General features: G+C 72.2%; 17 protein-coding genes. 2 read left to right on the plus strand and 15 right to left on the minus strand.

Going from position 1 to position 18,111, the window contains the following annotated elements:
• Window positions 1–8 precede the first annotated feature (8 nt).
• On the minus strand, window positions 9–1,280 hold the full coding sequence (locus tag HD595_RS14035; RefSeq protein WP_253769088.1) for a sugar ABC transporter substrate-binding protein: 1,272 nt from the start codon (window positions 1,278–1,280) through the stop codon (window positions 9–11).
• 66 nt (window positions 1,281–1,346) lie between these two features.
• The gene (locus HD595_RS14040; protein WP_253769090.1) at window positions 1,347–2,390 is read right to left on the minus strand and encodes a LacI family DNA-binding transcriptional regulator; all 1,044 of its coding nucleotides are present in this window, start codon (window positions 2,388–2,390) and stop codon (window positions 1,347–1,349) included.
• A 613-nt stretch (window positions 2,391–3,003) separates the two neighbouring features.
• On the opposite strand from HD595_RS14040, the gene HD595_RS14045 reads away from it, so the two are divergent.
• Entirely contained in the window at window positions 3,004–3,783 is a 780-nt protein-coding gene (locus tag HD595_RS14045; protein ID WP_253769092.1) for a carbohydrate-binding protein, read from the plus strand.
• Here HD595_RS14045 and HD595_RS14050 read toward each other — a convergent pair.
• Genes HD595_RS14050 through HD595_RS14090 form a run of 9 tightly spaced genes read right to left on the minus strand, consistent with a single transcriptional unit; the run spans window position 3,770 to window position 12,940 of the window.
• Window positions 3,770–4,651 carry a glycosyltransferase family 2 protein gene (locus HD595_RS14050; RefSeq protein WP_253769094.1) on the minus strand — a complete coding sequence of 294 codons (882 nt, stop codon included), beginning with the start codon at window positions 4,649–4,651 and terminating at the stop codon, window positions 3,770–3,772. The genes HD595_RS14045 and HD595_RS14050 overlap by 14 nt on opposite strands.
• Window positions 4,652–6,100 carry an oligosaccharide flippase family protein gene (locus HD595_RS14055; RefSeq protein ID WP_253769096.1) on the minus strand — a complete coding sequence of 483 codons (1,449 nt, stop codon included), beginning with the start codon at window positions 6,098–6,100 and terminating at the stop codon, window positions 4,652–4,654.
• Window positions 6,101–6,126: 26 nt separating this feature from the next.
• Window positions 6,127–7,092 carry a hypothetical protein gene (locus tag HD595_RS14060; protein ID WP_253769098.1) on the minus strand — a complete coding sequence of 322 codons (966 nt, stop codon included), beginning with the start codon at window positions 7,090–7,092 and terminating at the stop codon, window positions 6,127–6,129.
• On the minus strand, window positions 7,089–8,360 hold the full coding sequence (locus HD595_RS14065; protein WP_253769101.1) for a DUF4910 domain-containing protein: 1,272 nt from the start codon (window positions 8,358–8,360) through the stop codon (window positions 7,089–7,091). Before HD595_RS14065 ends, HD595_RS14060 begins: the two co-directional genes overlap by 4 nt.
• Window positions 8,357–9,376 carry an NAD-dependent epimerase/dehydratase family protein gene (locus tag HD595_RS14070; RefSeq protein WP_253769103.1) on the minus strand — a complete coding sequence of 340 codons (1,020 nt, stop codon included), beginning with the start codon at window positions 9,374–9,376 and terminating at the stop codon, window positions 8,357–8,359. Before HD595_RS14070 ends, HD595_RS14065 begins: the two co-directional genes overlap by 4 nt.
• A 2-nt stretch (window positions 9,377–9,378) precedes the next feature.
• The gene (locus tag HD595_RS14075) at window positions 9,379–10,029 is read right to left on the minus strand and encodes a PIG-L deacetylase family protein (protein ID WP_253769105.1); all 651 of its coding nucleotides are present in this window, start codon (window positions 10,027–10,029) and stop codon (window positions 9,379–9,381) included.
• 13 nt (window positions 10,030–10,042) lie between these two features.
• Entirely contained in the window at window positions 10,043–10,819 is a 777-nt protein-coding gene (locus HD595_RS14080) for a glycosyltransferase family protein (RefSeq protein WP_253769107.1), read from the minus strand.
• Window positions 10,816–12,030 (minus strand): methyltransferase domain-containing protein, encoded by a 1,215-nt coding sequence (locus HD595_RS14085; protein WP_253769109.1) that lies wholly within the window; start codon window positions 12,028–12,030, stop codon window positions 10,816–10,818. Before HD595_RS14085 ends, HD595_RS14080 begins: the two co-directional genes overlap by 4 nt.
• 1 nt (window position 12,031) lies before the next feature.
• The gene (locus HD595_RS14090) at window positions 12,032–12,940 is read right to left on the minus strand and encodes a 2OG-Fe(II) oxygenase family protein (RefSeq protein ID WP_253769111.1); all 909 of its coding nucleotides are present in this window, start codon (window positions 12,938–12,940) and stop codon (window positions 12,032–12,034) included.
• Between the two features lie 58 nt (window positions 12,941–12,998).
• Here HD595_RS14090 and HD595_RS14095 point away from each other — a divergent pair, with 58 nt between their 5' ends.
• The gene (locus HD595_RS14095; protein WP_253769113.1) at window positions 12,999–13,577 is read left to right on the plus strand and encodes a dTDP-4-dehydrorhamnose 3,5-epimerase family protein; all 579 of its coding nucleotides are present in this window, start codon (window positions 12,999–13,001) and stop codon (window positions 13,575–13,577) included.
• Here HD595_RS14095 and rfbD read toward each other — a convergent pair.
• The 4 genes from rfbD to HD595_RS14115 are packed head-to-tail and all read right to left on the minus strand — an operon-like array spanning window position 13,559 to window position 17,887.
• Window positions 13,559–14,443, minus strand: coding sequence for a dTDP-4-dehydrorhamnose reductase (rfbD, locus tag HD595_RS14100; protein WP_253769115.1), 885 nt, complete (start codon window positions 14,441–14,443; stop codon window positions 13,559–13,561). The genes HD595_RS14095 and rfbD overlap by 19 nt on opposite strands.
• Window positions 14,440–15,366: a dTDP-glucose 4,6-dehydratase gene (gene rfbB / locus HD595_RS14105; RefSeq protein ID WP_253769117.1), complete on the minus strand. Its 927-nt coding sequence runs from the start codon at window positions 15,364–15,366 to the stop codon at window positions 14,440–14,442. Before rfbB ends, rfbD begins: the two co-directional genes overlap by 4 nt.
• The gene (locus tag HD595_RS14110; RefSeq protein ID WP_253769120.1) at window positions 15,363–16,430 is read right to left on the minus strand and encodes a glucose-1-phosphate thymidylyltransferase; all 1,068 of its coding nucleotides are present in this window, start codon (window positions 16,428–16,430) and stop codon (window positions 15,363–15,365) included. The genes rfbB and HD595_RS14110 overlap by 4 nt, the downstream gene beginning before the upstream one ends.
• Before the next feature lie 2 nt (window positions 16,431–16,432).
• Window positions 16,433–17,887 carry a sugar transferase gene (locus HD595_RS14115; protein WP_253769123.1) on the minus strand — a complete coding sequence of 485 codons (1,455 nt, stop codon included), beginning with the start codon at window positions 17,885–17,887 and terminating at the stop codon, window positions 16,433–16,435.
• Between the last annotated feature and the right edge of the window lie 224 nt (window positions 17,888–18,111).

Raw genomic sequence — 18,111 nt, forward strand, 5'->3', positions numbered from 1 at the left:
GGGTCCGCTCAGCCGCCGACGGCCTGCTTGGCCTTGGCCTGGGCGTCCTTGAGCGCGTCGGCGGGCGCGGCCGAGCCGCTCAGCGCCTTCTGCACCGCCGTCCACAGGGCTTCGGAGATCTTGGGGTACTTGGTGCCGAGGTTGTCGCTCGTGCGGCCCTTGGCCGACCGGACGGCCTCCACCCACGGCTTCAGGCTCGGCTCCTTGGCGAGGATGGCCTGCTGCCCCTCGGCGGTGGACGGGATGTAGTAGGCGAACGTCGTGCCCGTCTCGACCAGGCCCTCGGGCGTGGTCATGCACTCGACGATCTTCTTGGTGGCGGTGTAGCGCTTGGTGTCCTTCTGCACGGGGACCGTGATGAACTCGCCGCCCGTGGGGGTGGGGGCGCCGCCGCCGTCCTTGGCCGGGATCTGCACGATGCCTGTCGGGAAGCCCGCCTTCGCGGCGCTGTCGATCTGCCAGGTGCCGTTCTCGGCGAAGCCGAACTCGCCGGTGAGGAACTCCTCCCAGGTGGTGTTCTGCGAGTTGCTCAGCACCGAGTTGGGGGCCAGGCCGTCCTTGACCCAGGAGTTCCAGAGGCTGAGCGCCTCGGCCGCCTGCGGCGAGTCCAGCTCGGTGAGCTTCGCGCCCGCGCCCCAGAACCATGGCAGGAACTGGAAGGAGCCCTCCTCCGTGCCGATGGCGGCGAAGGTGATCGGCTTCTTGCCCGCGGCCTTGACCTTCTTCAGCGCCGCGCCGAGCGTGGCCCAGTCCTTGATCGAGGCCGGGTCGACGCCGGCGGCGTCGAGGATCTTCTTGTTGTAGTAGAGGGCGAGCGTGTTAGCGCCGATGGGGATGCCGTAGGTCTTGCCGTCCAGCTCGCCGGCGGCGATGAGGTTCTTGTCGAACCGGGCGGTGTCCAGGCCGAAGTCGTCCATCGTGGCCAGCATCCCCGCGTCCGCGAGGGTGGAGACGGCGGGGTTGTCGAGCAGGATGACGTCGGGGGCGTTGCCCTCCTGGCCGGCGAGCAGGGCCTGGTTGGTCAGCGCCGTGGTGTCGTAGGCGGTGCGCTTGATGGTGACGCCGGCCTGCTTGCCGCAGGTGTCCACCCGCTTGGCCCAGGCGGAGGAGGCGTCGTGCTGCGGGTACGGGTCCCACCACGTGTAGGTGCTCGCGTCGGCGGCGGGCGCGGCGGAGCCGGTGCCGGGGGTGGGCGCGGACGCGCAGGCGGCCAGGGCGGACAGGCTCAGGAGGGCGGTTCCGAAGGCCGCCGCGCGGGCGGGGAACGATGGACGAGTCACCCGAATCCTCCAGGTGTTAGCGCTAACAACGAGCGCCGGCGAATGGTCTGTGGGGTGCGCCCGGCGCTAGCGGGCGGGCGTACGCGGACGGGTGGCCCGCGGCGGCGTGGTGCTGCCGCGGGACACGAGCTCGGGGGAGATGAAGCGCACGACGAAGGGCTCGCGGCGGGCCGCCGCCGACTCCACGCGGCGCACGAGCTGGCGCACCGCCATGGAGCCGAGGCGGTCGGGCGCGCTCTCGACGAACGAGTAGGGCAGGGAGAAGGCCGCGGCGAACTCGGCGGAGTAGCGCCCGATGACCGACAGGTCCTCGGGCACCCGCAACCCCCGCTCGTGGGCGACCGAGGGCAGCGCCGCGGCGGCCGCCTCGTTGTTGACCAGCAGGCCGGTGGCCGACGGGTAGGTGTCCAGCAGCGTGTGGAGCAGGCGCCCGACGGCCGGCTGCCGGGACTCGCCGTACACGGCGTGCAGGGTGACGCCGCACTGGCGGGCCCGCTCCAGCGCGGCGTCCCTGAGGCGCCACACGTACGCGCCGCCCCGCTCGACCACGTGCTCGGGCTGCGAGATAAGGATCAGCTCGCGGTGGCCGAGCCGGTGGAGGTGGTCCACCATGGCCCGTCCGGCCTCCTCGAAGTCGAGGTCGAACACGTCGATCCCGGAGCAGTCGCCCGGCAGGCCGACCGTGGCGCCCGGTTGGGACGCCGCCCGCAGGATCGGCAGCCTCGGGTCGTCCTGCGCGATGTTCATCAGGACGACGCCGTCCACCATGCGGGAGTCGGTGATGCGCCGCAGCGCCCGCGCCCCGTCCTCATCGGTGACCAGCAGCGTGTCGTAGCCCAGGTCGCGGGCGGTGTCGGTGACACCCTGGATGTACTGCATCATCGCGGGCGCGAACTCGTCCGTGTAGAAGCGGGCGAGCAGACCGAGGACCTTGGTCCTGGACGTGGCCAGCGCCCGCGCGCCGGCGTTCGGCGTGTAGGCGAGCGCCTCGGCCGCCGCGAGCACGCGCCGGCGCACCTCCTCCGAGATGGGCCGCTTGCCCGACAGCGCGTACGACGCCGTGCTGCGGCTGACGCCGGCCTCCCGGGCCACGTCCCCGATCGTCGCCATTCTCACCTCCTTGATCGTCGAACCGGTTCGACGCTGAAGACCGACTGACTCCCGTACCGTCTCCCGGAACCCTGGCGAAGGCGCCGTTGTCGTCGGCGTTCGCAGGCCACAGCGAGCCGGGGCGCGGCACCGTCCCGGACGGGGGCCGCCTGCGAACCCTCGGAACAGGCGAACCGGTTCAACGATGTGCTCGACTGTCGCCCAGGCTCGGATCCGCGTCAAGGGCACGTTACGCCCGATACCGAATCGTGACATGTCGGTAAACGGGCGGGAACATACCCGCCGCCGGAGCATTGACGCGCCGCGACGCCGCCGCGTAACCTGCGCGAAACCCACGTGGCGCCGCCGATCACTCCCGGATCCGCCTGTTAACGCTCACATCGCATGGTGGACAGGGACGGCACTCCCTCCCGCAGGACGATCACCCAGGGAAGCCGTTGATGACACCGACGAACATCACCAAGGCCGCGCGAGCCGGGCTCCTCCCGGCCGTCCTCATCCTCGCGTTATCCACAGGAGTCCCGGACGCCATGGCCGCCGCCGACCCGCCCGCCCCCGCCCTCGTGTACGACTTCGACTGGCCGACCTGCGCGGGGCCCGCCTGTCGTACGACGTGCCGGGGAGCACGGGCTCCGGCGTGGCCGAGGTCCGCGAGGGCCAGTCGGTCACCTTCTGGGTCTACTCGGCCCGGGACGCCGCGGCCACCCTCGACCTCGGGCTGCTCGGCTCCGGCAAGGCGCTGGTGACCGTCAACGGCGTGGAGGTGACGGAGGCCCGGCGCGGCGACTCGACCGTGGCGGTGTCGATGTCCGGCGGCGTCAACAAGGTCACGGTGACCGGCCGGACCGGCACGTCGCTCGTCGACCGCCTCGACGTGCGGCCCACCCCCGACGCGCTGCCCGCCACCGTCCACCAGGCGGAGGCCGCCGCGCTCGCCGGGACGGCCAAGGCGGCGCCGTTCTCCCTGGCCGACGGCGAGGCCGCGGTGACCGGGATCGGCGGCCCGCCCGGGAACGCGAACACGCTCACGTTCACGGTGCGGGCCGACCGGGACGGCACGTACGCCATGCGCGTCCGCTACGCCAACCCCGAGCAGTCGGCCGCGACGCACTACAACCCCGACCCGCTCGCCCGGCACGCGGACGTCTCGGTGAACGGGGCCGCGCCGCAGCGGGTGCTGTTCCCGCACACCTTCCACGAGAACGACTTCTGGGAGCTGACCGTGCCGGTGCGGCTGAAGAAGGGCGACAACACGGTGCGCTTCGCCGCGCAGGAGCTGCCGAACTTCGACGGCACGACCTACGCGTCGCAGACCTTCCCCGGCGTGCTCCTCCGCTCGCGGTACGCCCCGGTGATCGACCGGATCACGGTGGCGCCCTTCAGCGGGAGGTGACCAGGCCGGCGAGCCTGCGTCCGCGCCGGGCGGCGACCGTGCCGTGCCGGCGCACGTACATCCGCGCCACCAGCGCGCGGCCCCTGCGGCGCTGGGCAGGAGTCAGCTCGACCTCGCCCAGCGCCCGCAGCAGCTCCCTGCACTGGATCAGCGTGGAGACCCGCACATGCCAGGCCGGCGCGCCCAGCTTGCGGGCGATGTCGGCCAGGCGCTGCGGCTCCCAGTCGCGGCCCGCCAGCACCTCGGGCACGTGCCCCCACGGCCCGGCCAGCGCCATCCGGGCGGCGAAGATCTCGTCCTCGCGCAGCAGGGCGGGCCCCCGGTTGACGGCCATGACCCGGGTGCGGCGCATCAGCGCGTAGAGCGGGTCCATGGCGAACGGGTCCTCGTTGAGCATGCGCAGCGACTCGGCGAAGCGGTCCACGGGGTCGTCGGACAGGTAGCCGGTCCCCGTGTACGGCGCCGTGCGCGTGGTGCCGTCCGGGCCGGTGTACGCCTGCTGGGTGGTGACCAGGAGCAGCCGCTCGTCCCGGGCGAAGACCTCCAGGCAGCGGGAGACGTAGTCGGGCGCCAGCCAGTTGTCGTCGCCGGCCCACCGGTAGAAGGCGCCCCGCGAGCGGCGGATCGCGTCGCTGAAGTTGGGGAGCTGCCCGATGTTGCGCGGCTGGCGGTGGTAGACGACCCGCGCGTCGGTGGCCGCCCAGTCGCGGCAGACCTCCTCGGTGCGGTCGGTGGAGGCGTTGTCGCAGATGACCAGCTCGATGTGGCGGTGGTCCTGGGCCAGCACCGAGGTGATCGTCTTCTCCAGCCGGTCGGCGCCGTTGTAGACGGGCAGCCCCACCGAGACCAGCGTGTCGTCGAATGCCATTCAGGCGCTCCTTCTCACCAGCTTGTGCATCGCGGTGCCCGGCACCGCGACCAGGACGAACAGCAGCAGCCCGGCGCCCCCGGCGACGGCCAGCCGCACGAGCGCGGGACCGCCGGCGGTCAGCCCGTCCAGGACGACCATCAGCGTCCCCGCGGCGAGCGCCGCCACGACGGGCCGGACCAGGGCGGGCAGCGCGGGCGTCACCCGCACGCCCGCCCGGCGCAGGAGGAACAGCGCGAACGGGACCGCGACCAGCGCAGCGACCAGCGCGTGCGCGACGGCGGCGCCCCTGATGCCGCCGAGGTGCGCCCCGGCCACCAGCGCGGGCAGCAGCGCGGCGGCCCACACGAGGTTGAGCCAGACCGTGGTCCTGGTGGCGCCCAGCCCGGTCAGGATGTCCACGGCCAGGAACGAGATGAGCATCCGCACCACCATGAGCACGGCCAGCCAGCGCAGCACGCCCGCCGCGGAGTCCCACCGCGCGCCGTACAGGAACGAGATGAGCGGATGGGCGAGGACCGCCATGACCAGCGCGGGCGGCAGCACGAACGTCACCATCACCGGCACGGACCTGCGCACGCCCTCCGACAGCGCCGCCGGGTCCTCGGCCAGACGGGAGAAGCTGGGCAGGGAGACGTAGCGCAGCGCCGTGCCGATGATCCCCGGCACCCAGCTCGACACGTTGAACGCCAGCAGGTAGTAGCCGAGCCGCTCGGCCCCGAGCACGTTGCCGACCACGACGTAGTCGGCGTTCATCAGCACGGCCTCCAGCCCGAAGCCGAGGGCCGACGGGACGCCGAAGCGCAGCAGCCGTCCCGCGACCTGCCGGTCCAGGCCGAGCCGGACCGGCACCCAGCCCCAGACGAAGATCAGCACCCCGGTCACCACCGACGCGGCGACCTGGCCCCAGGCGAAGCTGTAGGCGCCCGCCCCGCGCAGCGCCAGCGTGATCGCCACGGCCGCGTTCGCCACAAACCCGATCATGATGGCGCGGGTCAGCTTGTCCTGGTCGAAGCGGCGCAGCAGCGCGGCGCTGCGGACCGCGGTGAACGCCTCGATGAGGATGATCGAGGTGAGCAGCCGGACCACGCCCGTGGCGTCCTCGTTGCCGGCCATCCGGGCGAAGACCGGGGCGAACCCGTAGAAGAGGCCGTACAGGGCGGTGGCGAACACGAAGCTCAGCACGGTGGCCGTGGGCGCCATGTCCTCCAGGCGGCCCCGCCACTGCACGGTGGCCGCCTGGATGCCCACGTCCTTGACGTGCATGACGAGCTGCGTCGCCGCCAGCGCCACGGCGTAGGTGCCGAAGTCGTCGGCCGCGAGCACGCGCGCCAGCACCAGCCCCATCGCGAACGACCCGGCCCTCGTGACGAGGTTGCCGAGGATGCTCCAGCGCAGCCCGCGCCCGGCCTGGGCGCCGATCTCGGCGACGCGCCGCGTCTCGTCCATCCGTGCCTTTCCGATGGGGGGTGCCGTCAGGGGGTCACGCGTTCGAGCCAGATCTCCCGCCAGAACGGCACGAACTCGCGCGGGCAGTTGAGGCTGTGCACCCCCTGGCACACCACGTTCTCCAGCGTGATGCAGGGGGACTTCATCGTGAGCATGCGGCCGGAGCGCTCGTCGATGCACCGCTCGACGCGGGCCTGGACGCGCACCACCTTGCCGCAGTAGCGCGCCATCTCCTCCTCGAAGCCGAGGCCGCGGTTGAGCATGTCCTCGTTGAGGGTGGCGAGGATCTCGGCCTGCGACTTGACCCGGACCAGCTCGCCCGGCTTGAGGTCGAGGGTGCCGGAGGGCGTGCGCCCGCGCAGCCCCGGCCGCAGGAACCCCCACCTGCGTCCCTCGCGGAACCACAGCCTCTCCGGCAGGAGGCGCTTGCTGGCCGCCTGGAGCCGGTTGAAGATCCCGATGAGCAGGGCGTGGGCCGTGCGGGCCGGTCCCACGTTGCCGGAGCGCACGTCGGTGACGTACTGGCCGAGGCTGCGCACCGGCAGGCAGACCGGGGCGGCGCGCAGCAGCTCGGTGGCCTGGCAGGCGTAGTGCTCCGGCGCGCCGGGTTTGCGGGTGTTGATCTCCAGGAGGGGCAGGAGCCGCCCGTCGCGCGCGGGCGGCGCCTCCGGGAACGCCTCGCCACCGCTCCCGACCCGCTTCAGCCACGCCTCCTTCCAGTACAGCGAGCAGGCCGTCTGGCAGCCGCCGTGCGCCGAGCCGTCGCAGCGCGCCTCCGCCAGGTGCACCGCGCGCTCCATGCGGCGCAGCCCGCTGCGGGTCTGCGTGTCGCACAGCTTGTGCGCAACCTTGTGGACGGTCATCCGGCGGCCGCAGAACGCCAGCATCTCCGGCATGAACGGCAGCCCGTCGAGCTCGCCGCGCTCGTCCAGCGTGGCGAGGATCTCGGCTTCGCCGCGCACCTCCACCACGTCTCCGACCCTGAGGTTCAACCGATCTCCTTCACCAGTCCGGCAGTGGCCAGCGCCCGCGCGGCGGTCTCGACCGCCGCGAAGGGCAGCGCTGATCGTTCGGCGATGTCGAGCAGGCTGTGGTCCCCGTCGGACAGGTTCAACACCCATAACATCGCCATCTGAGCCTGTTTCGTGTCACTTCTCCCGCCGAGAGATCCGTAGAGTCCGCGCCGGCCGAGCTGCGGCTCGCCGTACGGGCTGAGGTTGAGGTACGTGCGCTCCCCCTCCAGGACCCCGACGGCCCGCCACAGGACGTCCAGGGTGTCGGCCATGGCCTCCGGCGTGACGAAGCCGGGGTCGTCGGCCGAGGTGTGGTACTCCGGGTAGCCCGCGTACGGGGTGCGGGTGAGGCCGCCGAACGGCAGATCGAAGCCCGGCGAGCAGAACTGCCGCTCGTCGTAGCCGTACGGCGAGAAGTCCAGCACGGTGTGCGGCCGATCCTTGAGCACGTGGGTGACGGCCCGGTCGACGCCGGCGTCGCCGCGCCTGCTGCGCTTGTACGTCAGCGGCCCCCGGTCGCCCGCGCAGGCGAGCGTGAGCCCGTGCCTGACGCGGCCGACGCGGTCCCGGTTGAGCGCCAGCCAGGTGATCGCGCCGATCGTGCCCGGCATGAACAGGAACCGGTAGGTGTACCGGCGGGTCCCCATCGCGGCCAGTCGGCCGGCCAGGGCCGTGGCCACCGCGACGCCGGCCAGGTTGTCGTTGGCCAGCGACGGGTGGCAGACGTGGCAGGAGATCACCACCTCGTCGGGCAGCTCGCCGGGCAGCACGTGCTCGGCGATGGTCAGCGACCCGTCGGCGAGCGTGGAGTCGACCAGCACCTCGTACGGCCCCTCGCCCAGCCCGTCCAGGACGTCCTGGCTGAGGCAGAAGCCCCAGGTCTCGGCGTAGTAGCTGGTGCGGTAGGGCACCAGGGACGGCTGCTCCGGCAGCGTGTGCAGGCGCGGGCGCAGCTCCTCCAGCGTGAACACGCCCGAGACCGGCACGCTGTAGCCGACGACGTGCAGGTTGGAGGCGCGGAAGTCGACCACCCGGCGCCCGGAGGGGTCCTTGACGTAGGCGTCGCGGATGTTCCACTCCTTGGGCACCGTCCAGTCGAGCACCGGCGTGCCCGTCGGCACCTCGGTGACGTCGAGCGCCAGCCGCTCCCCGATGACGGCGAGGGTTTCCCGGACGCCGTCTCCGGTGATGCTGCGGCAGATCGGGTAGAGCCGCTCCACCATCGCGTGCATCTCTTCAGGGGTCATGGGCGCAGCTCGGCGGAGATCTCGCCCGCGTCGCGGCGGTCCGACAGGCGGGCCAGGCGCGTGTAGCGGCGCTCGAAGGCGTGCCGGGTCAGCCCGTACGTGCGGTAGGCGTCGACCAGCTCGGCCGCGCCCTCCTTGACCGTCCGGCGGGCCTCGTAGCCGGGCAGCGCGCTCCGCACCCGGGAGAAGTCCACCCGGTACGAGCGCGGGTCGCTGCCGGTCTCGCCGGTGATGACCAGGGTCGAGCCGGGCACCGCCTCCACGACCTCGGCGGCGATCTCGGCGACCGTCACGTTGTTGCGCTCGGTGCCCACGTTGAAGGCGCGGGCGTGCACGGCCTCGCGGGGCGCGGTGAGCGCGCGCAGGAACGCCTCGGCGATGTCCCGGGCGTGGACCAGGGGCCGCCACGGGGTGCCGTCGGACAGCACCCGCACCTGGCCGCTGAGGTGGGCGTGGCCCACCAGGTTGTTGAGCACGATGTCGGCGCGCGGCCGGGGCGAGAACCCGAAGGCGGTGGCGTTGCGCAGGAACACCGGCGAGAAGTCGTCGTCGGCCAGCTCCACCAGGTCGTCCTCCACGCGGACCTTCGACTCCGCGTACGGGGTGACGGGCCGCAGCGGCGCGTCCTCGTCCACCAGGTCGTCGCCGCCGGAGGCGCCGTAGACCGAGCAGGTGGAGGCGTACAGGAACCGTTTCGCCCCGGCGTCCCTGGCCAGGCGGGCCAGCCGTACGGACGCGTGGTGGTTGATGGCGTAGGTCAGCTCGGGCGCCAGCGACCCGAGCGGGTCGTTCGACAGCGCCGCGAGGTGGACGACGGCGTCCACACCGTCGAGCAGCTCCGGGGTCACGTCGCGCAGGTCCACGGCGTGGGCGGGCGGCTCTTCCGGCAGGGGCCCGAGCACGCAGTCGGCGAACAGCCCCGAGTCGAGGCCGACCACCTGGTGCCCCGCACCGCGCAGCACGGGGGCCATGACGCTGCCCAGGTAGCCCTGGTGGCCGGTCAGCAGGATCCGCACAGTCAGTCTCCAGCCAGGTCGAGGGTGAGCTTGCGGGTGTGGAACGCCTCGGCGTAGCGGGCGCCGCACTCGACGCCGCGCACGCGGGCCAGCCCGAGGAACGCCTCCCGGTCGTACCAGGACCGCCGCCGCTGCGACGGGTAGTGCCGCTCCAGCAGGTCGGCCTTGGTCTCGGCCGTGCGCGGGTCCAGCGGCTGGTAGACCGAGGGGCGGCCGAGGTCGCCGTCCCACTTGACGATCTCGTAGCCGAGCGTGAGGTGGTCGCGGAAGACGGTGGGCACCAGCTCGGCCAGGCCGCGGTGGTCCTGGTGCGCGTCCCCCTGCCACGGGGCGAGGATCAGGTCGGGGCTCGTCTCGGCGCGCAGGTCCTCCAGCGCGTCCTTGGCCTGCTCCCAGTACGACGGCAGCCGCCCGTCCGGAATCTTGAGCACCGTGACGGCCAGGTCGGCGCCCGGACAGAACGCGGCCAGCGCGGCCCGCTCCTCGTCCTCCCGATCGGTGCCGCCGCCCGACAGCACGAGCGCGTCCACCCGCACGCCGGGCCGGGCCCCGCAGAGCGTCAGCAGCGTGCCGCCCGCGCCGATGACGACGTCGTCGCAGTGCGCGCCCAGCGCGAGGACCCGGGTCAGCGCGCCCGGCCGGAGGCCGATCATGCTTCCCGCCCCTTCATGCTTCCCACAGCGCCCACGGCCGCTCGCCCCGCTCCCAGGAGCGGTCGAGCTCCAGCCGCTGGTTGACGGTGTCGCTGGGCCGCCAGTAGCCGCGGTGCCGGTAGGCCAGCAGCCGGCCGCGCTTGGCCAGCTCGGCGCAGCCGTCGGCCACCAGGTCGCCGTTCTCCGGGATGTGGTCGAAGACCTCCTGGCGCAGCACGAAGAAGCCGCCGTTGACCCACAGCGGCATCGCGCTGACCGGGGTGATGGAGCCGACGACGTTCGCCTCGGTGACGTCCACCACGTGGAAGGTGTTGGTGGGCGGGACGACCATCATCGACGCGCCCGCGTCGGCGGCGGTGAAGCGGCGGATCATGTCGGTCAGCGGCGCGTCGGTCAGCACGTCGGCGTAGTTGGCCAGGAACATCTCCTCGCCGTCGAGATGGTCGCGCACCCGGCGCAGGCGCTCGCCGATCGGCGAGTCGACGCCCGTGTCCACCAGGGAGATCGACCAGCCGGAGATGTCGGTGGACAGCAGCTCCACGCGGCCGTCGCGCAGCACGAAGTCGTTGGAGGCGGTCTCGCGGTAGCCGAGGAAGAAGTCCTTGATGTGCTGCGCGCCGTAGCCCAGGCACAGGATGAACTCCTTGTGCCCGAAGTGCGCGTAGTAGCGCATCACGTGCCAGACCAGCGGGCGCGGCCCGACGAGCTGCATGGGCTTGGGCAGGTCGCCGCCCGGGATCTCGCTGCGCATCCGGGTGCCCCGCCCGCCGCAGAACAGCACGACCTTCATGACACCACCTCCAGCTCGGGGATCGGGAAGACCAGCCGGCCGCCCCACTCGCGGACGTAGGAGAGCTGCTCGACCAGCTCGTCGCGCAGGTTCCACGGCAGCACCAGCACGTAGTCGGGCCGGTCGGCGGCGATCCGCTCCGGCGGCAGCACCGGGATGCGCGAGCCGGGCGTGAACCGGCCGTGCTTGTACGGGTTGCGGTCCACCGTGTACGGCAGCAGGTCGGGCCGGATGCCGCAGTGGTTGAGCAGCGTGTTGCCCTTGCCCGGCGCGCCGTACCCGGCGACCGTGTGCCCGGCCTCCGCCGCGTCCACCAGGAAGCGCAGCAGGTCGCGCCGGACCTTCGCCACGCGCGCCGCGAAGTCGTGGTAGCCGGACAGCTCGTGCAGCCCGGCCGCCTTCTCCATGGCCAGCACGTCGGTCACCCGGGGGGACGGCTCGGCCGACGGGTCGGGCACCGCCCACAGCCGGATCGAGCCGCCGTGCGTGGGCAGCAGCTCCACGTCCACCAGCGTCAGACCGCCGCTCGCCAGCGCCCTGCGGGCCGAGGCGACCGTGTAGTACTGGAAGTGCTCGTGGTAGATCGTGTCCCACTGGTTGAGCTCCATGAGCGTCAGCAGGTGCTGCACCTCGATCGAGACCCGCCCGTGGTCGGCCACCAGGGCGCGCAGGCCCCGGGTGAAGCCGATGACGTCGGGGATGTGGGCGTACACGTTGTTGGCGACGACCAGGTCGGCCGGTCCGTGCTCGTCGCGGACGCGGCGGCCGGTCTCCTCCGTGAGGAACGCGGTGAGCGTCGGCACTCCGGCGTCCCGCGCGGCCTGGCCGACGTTGGCCGACGGCTCGATGCCCAGGCAGCGCACGCCGCGCTCGACCACGTGCCGCAGCAGGTAGCCGTCGTTGCTGGCCACCTCCACCACGAACGCGCCGGGCCGCAGGTCGCGCTCCTCGACGAAGCGCCGCGCGTGCTCCACCCACGAGGTGGAGTAGGAGGAGAAGTACGCGTACTCGGTGAACGTCTGCTCGGGCGTGATGAGCGGCGGGAGCTGCGCCAGCCAGCACTCCGTGCAGACCCGCAGGTGCAGCGGGAACGTCGTCTCCGGCTCGTCGAGCTGCTCGGCGGTCAGGAACGACTCGCACGGCGGCGTCGCGCCGAGGTCCACGACCCCGGCCAGGCCGGTGGAGCCGCACAGGCGGCAGGCGGCGGCCACGTCAGCGCACCCCGGCCAGGGTCAGGGACGCGGCCTCGGCCTCGTAGGCCGCCGCGAGCTCCTCCGGCATCCGTGCCAGGTCGCCGCACCGGCTGAAGTCGCGCAGCGTGGTGCCCGTGCAGCGGGCGTCCACGTTCGGCGCCCCCCGGCGCCCGCGCACGTCCCCGAGGTGCACGGTGCGGAAGTCGATGCTGAAGCGGGTCCGGCCCGAGGTGTTGGGCACCGTCGAGTGCAGGTGGGCGCCGGAGAACATGAGCACCCCGCCCGGCTCGGGCACGACCCGGATCTGCGGGTCGAGGTCGATCTCCTCCTCCGGCCGCGGCTGCACGCGGGTGTCGGTGCGCACGTGCTCGGCGGCGCTCCGCCTGCTCGTCCGGTTCCACTCCCCGTAGTCGTAGGCCGCGCTGCCGTTGCGCACCGGCGTGTCGAAGTAGCGCGGGTGGAAGGCCATCACGTTCTCCGCCACCACCCCGAAGACCGGGATCCACCAGTTGACCTGGTTGAACGGAGCGGAGTACCAGCAGTCGCGGTGCGCATGGAAGGCGTACGAGATGCCCGAGACCAGATAGTCGTCGGAGGTGGAGGTGCGTAAGCGGGGCACGTCGAAGTACGTCAGCGACGGATCGCAGCCGCGCTCCTCGATCAGCGCGGGCACCAGCTCCTTGCAGCGCGGATGGTGGATGAAGCGCGGCTTCAGCTCGGCCAGCAGCCGGGCGAAGTCCTCCACGGACATGTCGTGCTGCGCGGTCTCCGGGTCGAGCGGGCCGAACGCGTCGGCGACCAGCTCCCGGGCGAAACCCACCAGCGCCGTGGCCGCCGGAGAGGCGGAGTAGACGAACAGGTCACCCCGGAACAGCAGGTCGCGGCGCCGGTCGTCGGTCGCCGTGCTGTTGGAGAGGACGGCCGTCATGTGAGGATCCCTTTCTCGTGGTCTAGGTGCTGGGGCCGGACCGTGGCATCCTGCGATCATGGATGCCCTCTCGGTCGAAGGGGCGTGGCTGCACACGCCGCGTGTCCACGCCGACCTCCGCGGCTCGTTCTTCGAGGCGTTCCGCACGGCGGGACTGCCGCACCCTCTGGAGGCCGCGCAGGTCAACTGCTCGGTCTCCCGCCGGGGCGTGGTCCGCGGCGTGCACTTCGCGGCCGTGCCGCCCGGCCAGGCCAAGTACGTGCTGTGCGTGGCCGGCGCCGTGCTGGACGTGGTGGTGGACCTGCGCACCGGCTCGCCCGGGTTCGGCCGCTGGGACGCGGTGCGCATGGACGACGAGACGCCCCGGGCCATGCTGTTGTCCGAGGGGCTCGGCCACGCGTTCATGGCGCTGAGCGAGCGGGCCACGGTCGTCTACCTGTGCTCGCAGCCGTACAACCCGGCGCGCGAGCACGCCGTCCATCCCTTCGACCCCGCCATCGGGATCGACTGGCCGGACGAGGCGGAGCCGGTGCTGTCGGAGAAGGACGCCGCCGCGCCCACCCTCGCCCAGGCGGAGGCCGCGGGACTGCTGCCGGACTACGAGGAGTGCGCGAAGTTCTACGCCACGCTGCACTGAGGACCCGCCTCCCCCACCTGGGCCGGGGTCCTCGGCAGCTCGCCGGTCAGCGCGGGCCACGCGGCGCGCAGCGCGTCGCGCCAGTGACGGATCGGCGCGCACCGGGTGTGGGCGAGCACGCTGTTGCCCGGCCGGGCCGCCGGCCGGGGGTAGGCGGTGCTCGGCACCGGGCGCACCAGGCCGGGATCGGCCCCGCACAGGGCGTACACCTCCCGGGCCAGGCCCCACCAGGTCGTCTCCCCCGAGCTGGTGCCGTGGTAGACGCCGGGCGGCAGCCCGGAGCGGACCAGCCGCAGCACGAAGGCGGCCAGGTCGGCGGCCCAGGTCGGCTGGCCGCGCTGGTCGTCCACCACGGCCGCGGCCGTGCCCGCGCGGGCCAGGCGGGTCATCGTGCGCACGAAGTTGGGGCCCGCCGCGCCGTACAGCCAGGCGGTGCGCACCACGTGGTGCCCCCGCTCCAGCGCGGCGCGCTCCCCGGCGAGCTTGGTGCGGCCGTAGGCGTTCAGCGGGCAGGTCGGCGCGTCCTCCGGGTACGGCTCCCGGCTCGTGCCGTCGAAGACGTAGTCGGTGGAGATGTGCACCAGCCGGGCCCCGGCCGCCGAGCAGGCGTCGGCCAGCGCGGCGACCGCGTGCCCGTTGACCTCCAGCGCCTCGGCCTCGTGCGTCTCGGCGTCGTCCACGGCCGTCCAGCCGGCGCAGTTCACGACGACGGCGGGCCGGCAGGCGGCCACCATGTCGCGCACCGCGCGCCGGTCGGTCACGTCCAGCTCGGAACGGCCCAGCGGCAGCGCCGCCTCACCCGCGGCCACGGCCGCGCGTAACACGTCGGCGGCGAGCATCCCGCCGCCGGTGATCAGCCACCTCACGCGCCCTCCCACCAGTCGCGGTTGGCGGCGTACCACTCGACGGTCTCCTTGAGCCCCTGCTCGAACGGGACGCGCGGGCGGTAGCCGAGGGCCCGCAGCTTCGCGTCGTCCAGGGAGTAGCGGCGGTCGTGGCCCTTGCGGTCGGCGACCGGCTCCACCATGTCCCAGCCGGCGCCGCACGCCTCCAGCAGCCGCCCGGTCAGCTCCCGGTTGGTCAGCTCGGCGGTGCCCGCGACGTGGTAGACCTCGCCCCGCTCGCCCTTCTCCGCGACCAGGTCGATGCCGGCGCAGTGGTCCTCGGCGTGGATCCAGTCGCGCACGTTCAGCCCGTCGCCGTAGAGCGGCACCTTGCGTCCGCGCAGCAGGTTGGTGACGAACAGCGGGATGATCTTCTCGGGGTACTGGCGGGGGCCGTAGTTGTTGCCGCACCGGGTGATCGACACGTTCAGGCCGTGGGTGATCGCGTACGCGCGGGCGATCAGGTCGCCGCCCGCCTTGGACGCCGCGTACGGCGATCGCGGCTGGAGCGGCGCGGACTCGTCCCAGGAGCCGCTGTCGATCGTGCCGTACACCTCGTCGGTCGAGACGTGCACGACCCGCGGCACGCCGGCGTCGAGGCACGCCCGCATGAGCGCCTGCGTGCCCATGACGTTGGTGCGGACGAACTCGGCGGCGCCCTCGATCGAGCGGTCCACGTGCGACTCGGCGGCGAAGTTGACCACCAGGTCGTGGCCCGGCACCACCTCGGCGAGCAGACCGGCGTCGCACACGTCGCCGTGGACGAACGTGTGCCGCACGCCGTCCAGGTTGTCCCGCCGGCCCGCGTACGTGAGCTTGTCCAGCACGGTCACGTCGTCGCCGCCGTGCGAGCGGACGAAGTGCGAGCCGATGAAACCGGCGCCGCCGGTGACGAGGATTCTCATGAACTGATCTGCACCTTGCTGTGATCGCCCAGCACGAGGCGGTGGGCTCGGGGGGAGGTGGACGCGGGTGTCACCTCGACGTCGTGGCCGATGAGGGACGACTCGATCCGGCTGACGCCGCGGATGGAGCTGCGCGGTAAGACGATCGAGTACTCGATCTCGGCGCGTTCGACGACGCAGTCCGCCCCGATGGAGGTGAACGGGCCGACGTAGCCGTCCTCGACGCGGGCGCCCGGGCCGATGACGGCCGGGCCGACCACGCGGGAGCGCGCCACCACGGCGCCCGGCTCGACGACGACCCGGCCGATCAGCTCGCTGGCCGCGTCGACCGAGCCGCTGATCCGCGGTTCCAGCGACTCCAGGACGAGGCGGTTGACCTCCAGCATGTCGGTGACGTTGCCGGTGTCCTTCCAGTAGCCGGAGATGACCGAGGACTCCACGGGCAGGCCGGCCTCGATCAGCCACTGGATCGCGTCGGTGATCTCCAGCTCGCCCCGCCAGGACGGCTTGAGCTCGGCCACCGCCTCGTGCACGGCCGGGGTGAACAGGTAGACGCCGACCAGCGCGAGGTCGCTCTTGGGGCGGGCCGGCTTCTCCTCCAGGCCGACGACCCGGCCGGCGGCGTCGAGCTCGGCGACGCCGAACTGGCGCGGGTCGCTGACCTTGGTCAGCATGATCTGCGCCGCGGGCCGCTCGCGGGCGAAGCGGCGCACGAGGCCGTCGATGCCGCCGACGATGAAGTTGTCGCCGAGGTACATGACGAAGTCGTCGTCGCCCAGGTAGTCGCGGGCGATGAGCACGCCGTGCGCCAGCCCGAGCGGCGCCTCCTGGCGCAGGTAGGTCACCTCCAGCCCGAACGCCGAGCCGTCGCCGACGGCCGCCTCGATCTCCGCCTGGGTGTCGCCGACGACCAGGCCCACCTCCCGGATGCCGGTCTCCGCGATCGCCTCCAGGCCGTAGAACAGCACCGGTTTGTTGGCGACGGGGACGAGCTGCTTGGCGGAGGTGTGGGTGATGGGCCTGAGCCGGGTGCCCGCCCCTCCGGCGAGCACGAGTGCTTTCACCGCTAGTAAGCCCCTTCTCCGCGGGTGACGACGGACCAGGTCTTCCACAGGATCTGCAGGTCGAGGACGAGCGACCAGTTCTCCACGTACCGCAGGTCAAGTCGGACGGATTCCTCCCAGGTTAGGGTCGAACGTCCGCTTACCTGCCACAATCCGGTCATGCCCGGTTTGACGACGAGCCTGCGGCGCACGTCCGCGCCGTACTGCGCGACCTCCTCGGGCAGCGGCGGGCGCGGGCCGACGAGCGACATCTCGCCGCGGACCACGTTGAGCAGTTGCGGGAGCTCGTCGATGGAGTACCGGCGCAGGTAGGCGCCCACGCGGGTGATCCTTGGATCGTTCCGTATCTTGAACAGCACGCCGTCCAGCTCGTTGTCCTGGAGGAGCGACTGCCTGAGCCGCTCCGCATCCACCACCATGGTCCGAAATTTCACGACCCGGAATTCCTTGCCGCCCCGGCCGACCCGGGTCTGGTAGAACAGCGCCGGCCCAGGGCTGGTCAGGCGGACCAGCAGCACGATCGCGGCCAGCGGCACCGCCATGACCAGCAGCGCCAGGCCCGCCACGCACCGGTCGAACACGCTCTTGACCACCTGCTTGGCGCCGTCGAACTCGGGATGCTCCACGTGCAGCAGCGGCATCCCGGCCACCGGCCGGATGCTGATGCGCGGGCCGGCCACGTCCATCAGGGCCGGGGCCACGAACAGGTCGGTCCGCTCGGTCTCCAGGCTCCACGCCAGCCTGCGCAGCGCCACGCCGTCCATCTCGGGGCAGGTCAGCACCGCGACCGCGTCGGCGCCCACCCGCGCCACCGCCTCCGACACCTCGCCGAAGGAGCCCAGGACGGGGATGCCTTCGAGGTCGTCGTCCACGCGGTCGGGCGGCAGGCACGCTCCAACGACGCGCATGCCGTGGTGCGGCTGGCCCCTGAACTGCATCACCAGGTCGAGGATCGCCTCGCGGTGCCCGACCGCGACCACCTGGCGCAGGTACTCGCCGACCGCCCGGCGGCGGTGCAGGCGTTTGCGCATCCTGTAGCGGAAGTACAGCGTGGACAGCAGCGCCAGCGGGAGCATCGCCATGACGAAACTCCGCGCGACCGCCGTCTGCGTGGCGTAGGCGCCGATGGCCACGGCCGCCATCAGTGCCGCCCCGCCGTTGAAGACCGCCCTGAACTCCTCCATTCCCTCGCCGTGCGCGCGTTCCCGGTACGCGCCGCCCATCATCAGCGCGACGGGCCAGGCGACGACCAGCCCCGCGCCGAGCGCGTACTCTGCGACCGGGATGAACGCGCCGTAAAGGAGCCGCACCCCCAGCACGCACACGCACGCGCCGAACGCGCAGGCGACGTCACCTCCCCAAAGGATCCGCAGGTACGCCCGCGTCCATATGCTCGACGCGTGGTGCGGAACGGCCTCGAGGAGCGCGACATCGGACTCCCCAATCCCCACCCTCATAACACCACCCTGCAACTCTGTGCACCGCTTTACCCTGACGTTCTCCGTACACTTCCGGATGACATGTCTCGTTAGTACACATCAAGGGCGGCGACCCCCACTAAAGAGTAAAGATCAATTCTGTAGTGGGGAATAACGACATATGTCCACAAGTGGACGCCATTTGCGGCGTTCGAGGGGTTGACGACCAGATCAGTCCGTGTCAGTGCAGCGTGGGGTGAATT

The organism is Nonomuraea roseoviolacea subsp. carminata (assembly GCF_024172185.1).
Lineage (GTDB): Bacteria > Actinomycetota > Actinomycetes > Streptosporangiales > Streptosporangiaceae > Nonomuraea > Nonomuraea roseoviolacea.

Coding starts and splice junctions, on each gene's coding strand:
- HD595_RS14115 (WP_253769123.1), bottom strand. CDS start 17,887: ATGAGGGTGGGGATTGGGGAGTCCGATGTCGCGCTCCTCGAGGCCGTT.
- HD595_RS14075 (WP_253769105.1), bottom strand. CDS start 10,029: ATGATCGGCCTCCGGCCGGGCGCGCTGACCCGGGTCCTCGCGCTGGGC.
- HD595_RS14080 (WP_253769107.1), bottom strand. CDS start 10,819: ATGAAGGTCGTGCTGTTCTGCGGCGGGCGGGGCACCCGGATGCGCAGC.
- HD595_RS14090 (WP_253769111.1), bottom strand. CDS start 12,940: ATGACGGCCGTCCTCTCCAACAGCACGGCGACCGACGACCGGCGCCGC.
- HD595_RS14050 (WP_253769094.1), bottom strand. CDS start 4,651: ATGGCATTCGACGACACGCTGGTCTCGGTGGGGCTGCCCGTCTACAAC.
- rfbB (WP_253769117.1), bottom strand. CDS start 15,366: ATGAGAATCCTCGTCACCGGCGGCGCCGGTTTCATCGGCTCGCACTTC.
- HD595_RS14095 (WP_253769113.1), top strand. CDS start 12,999: ATGGATGCCCTCTCGGTCGAAGGGGCGTGGCTGCACACGCCGCGTGTC.
- HD595_RS14065 (WP_253769101.1), bottom strand. CDS start 8,360: ATGACCCCTGAAGAGATGCACGCGATGGTGGAGCGGCTCTACCCGATC.
- HD595_RS14040 (WP_253769090.1), bottom strand. CDS start 2,390: ATGGCGACGATCGGGGACGTGGCCCGGGAGGCCGGCGTCAGCCGCAGC.
- HD595_RS14055 (WP_253769096.1), bottom strand. CDS start 6,100: ATGGACGAGACGCGGCGCGTCGCCGAGATCGGCGCCCAGGCCGGGCGC.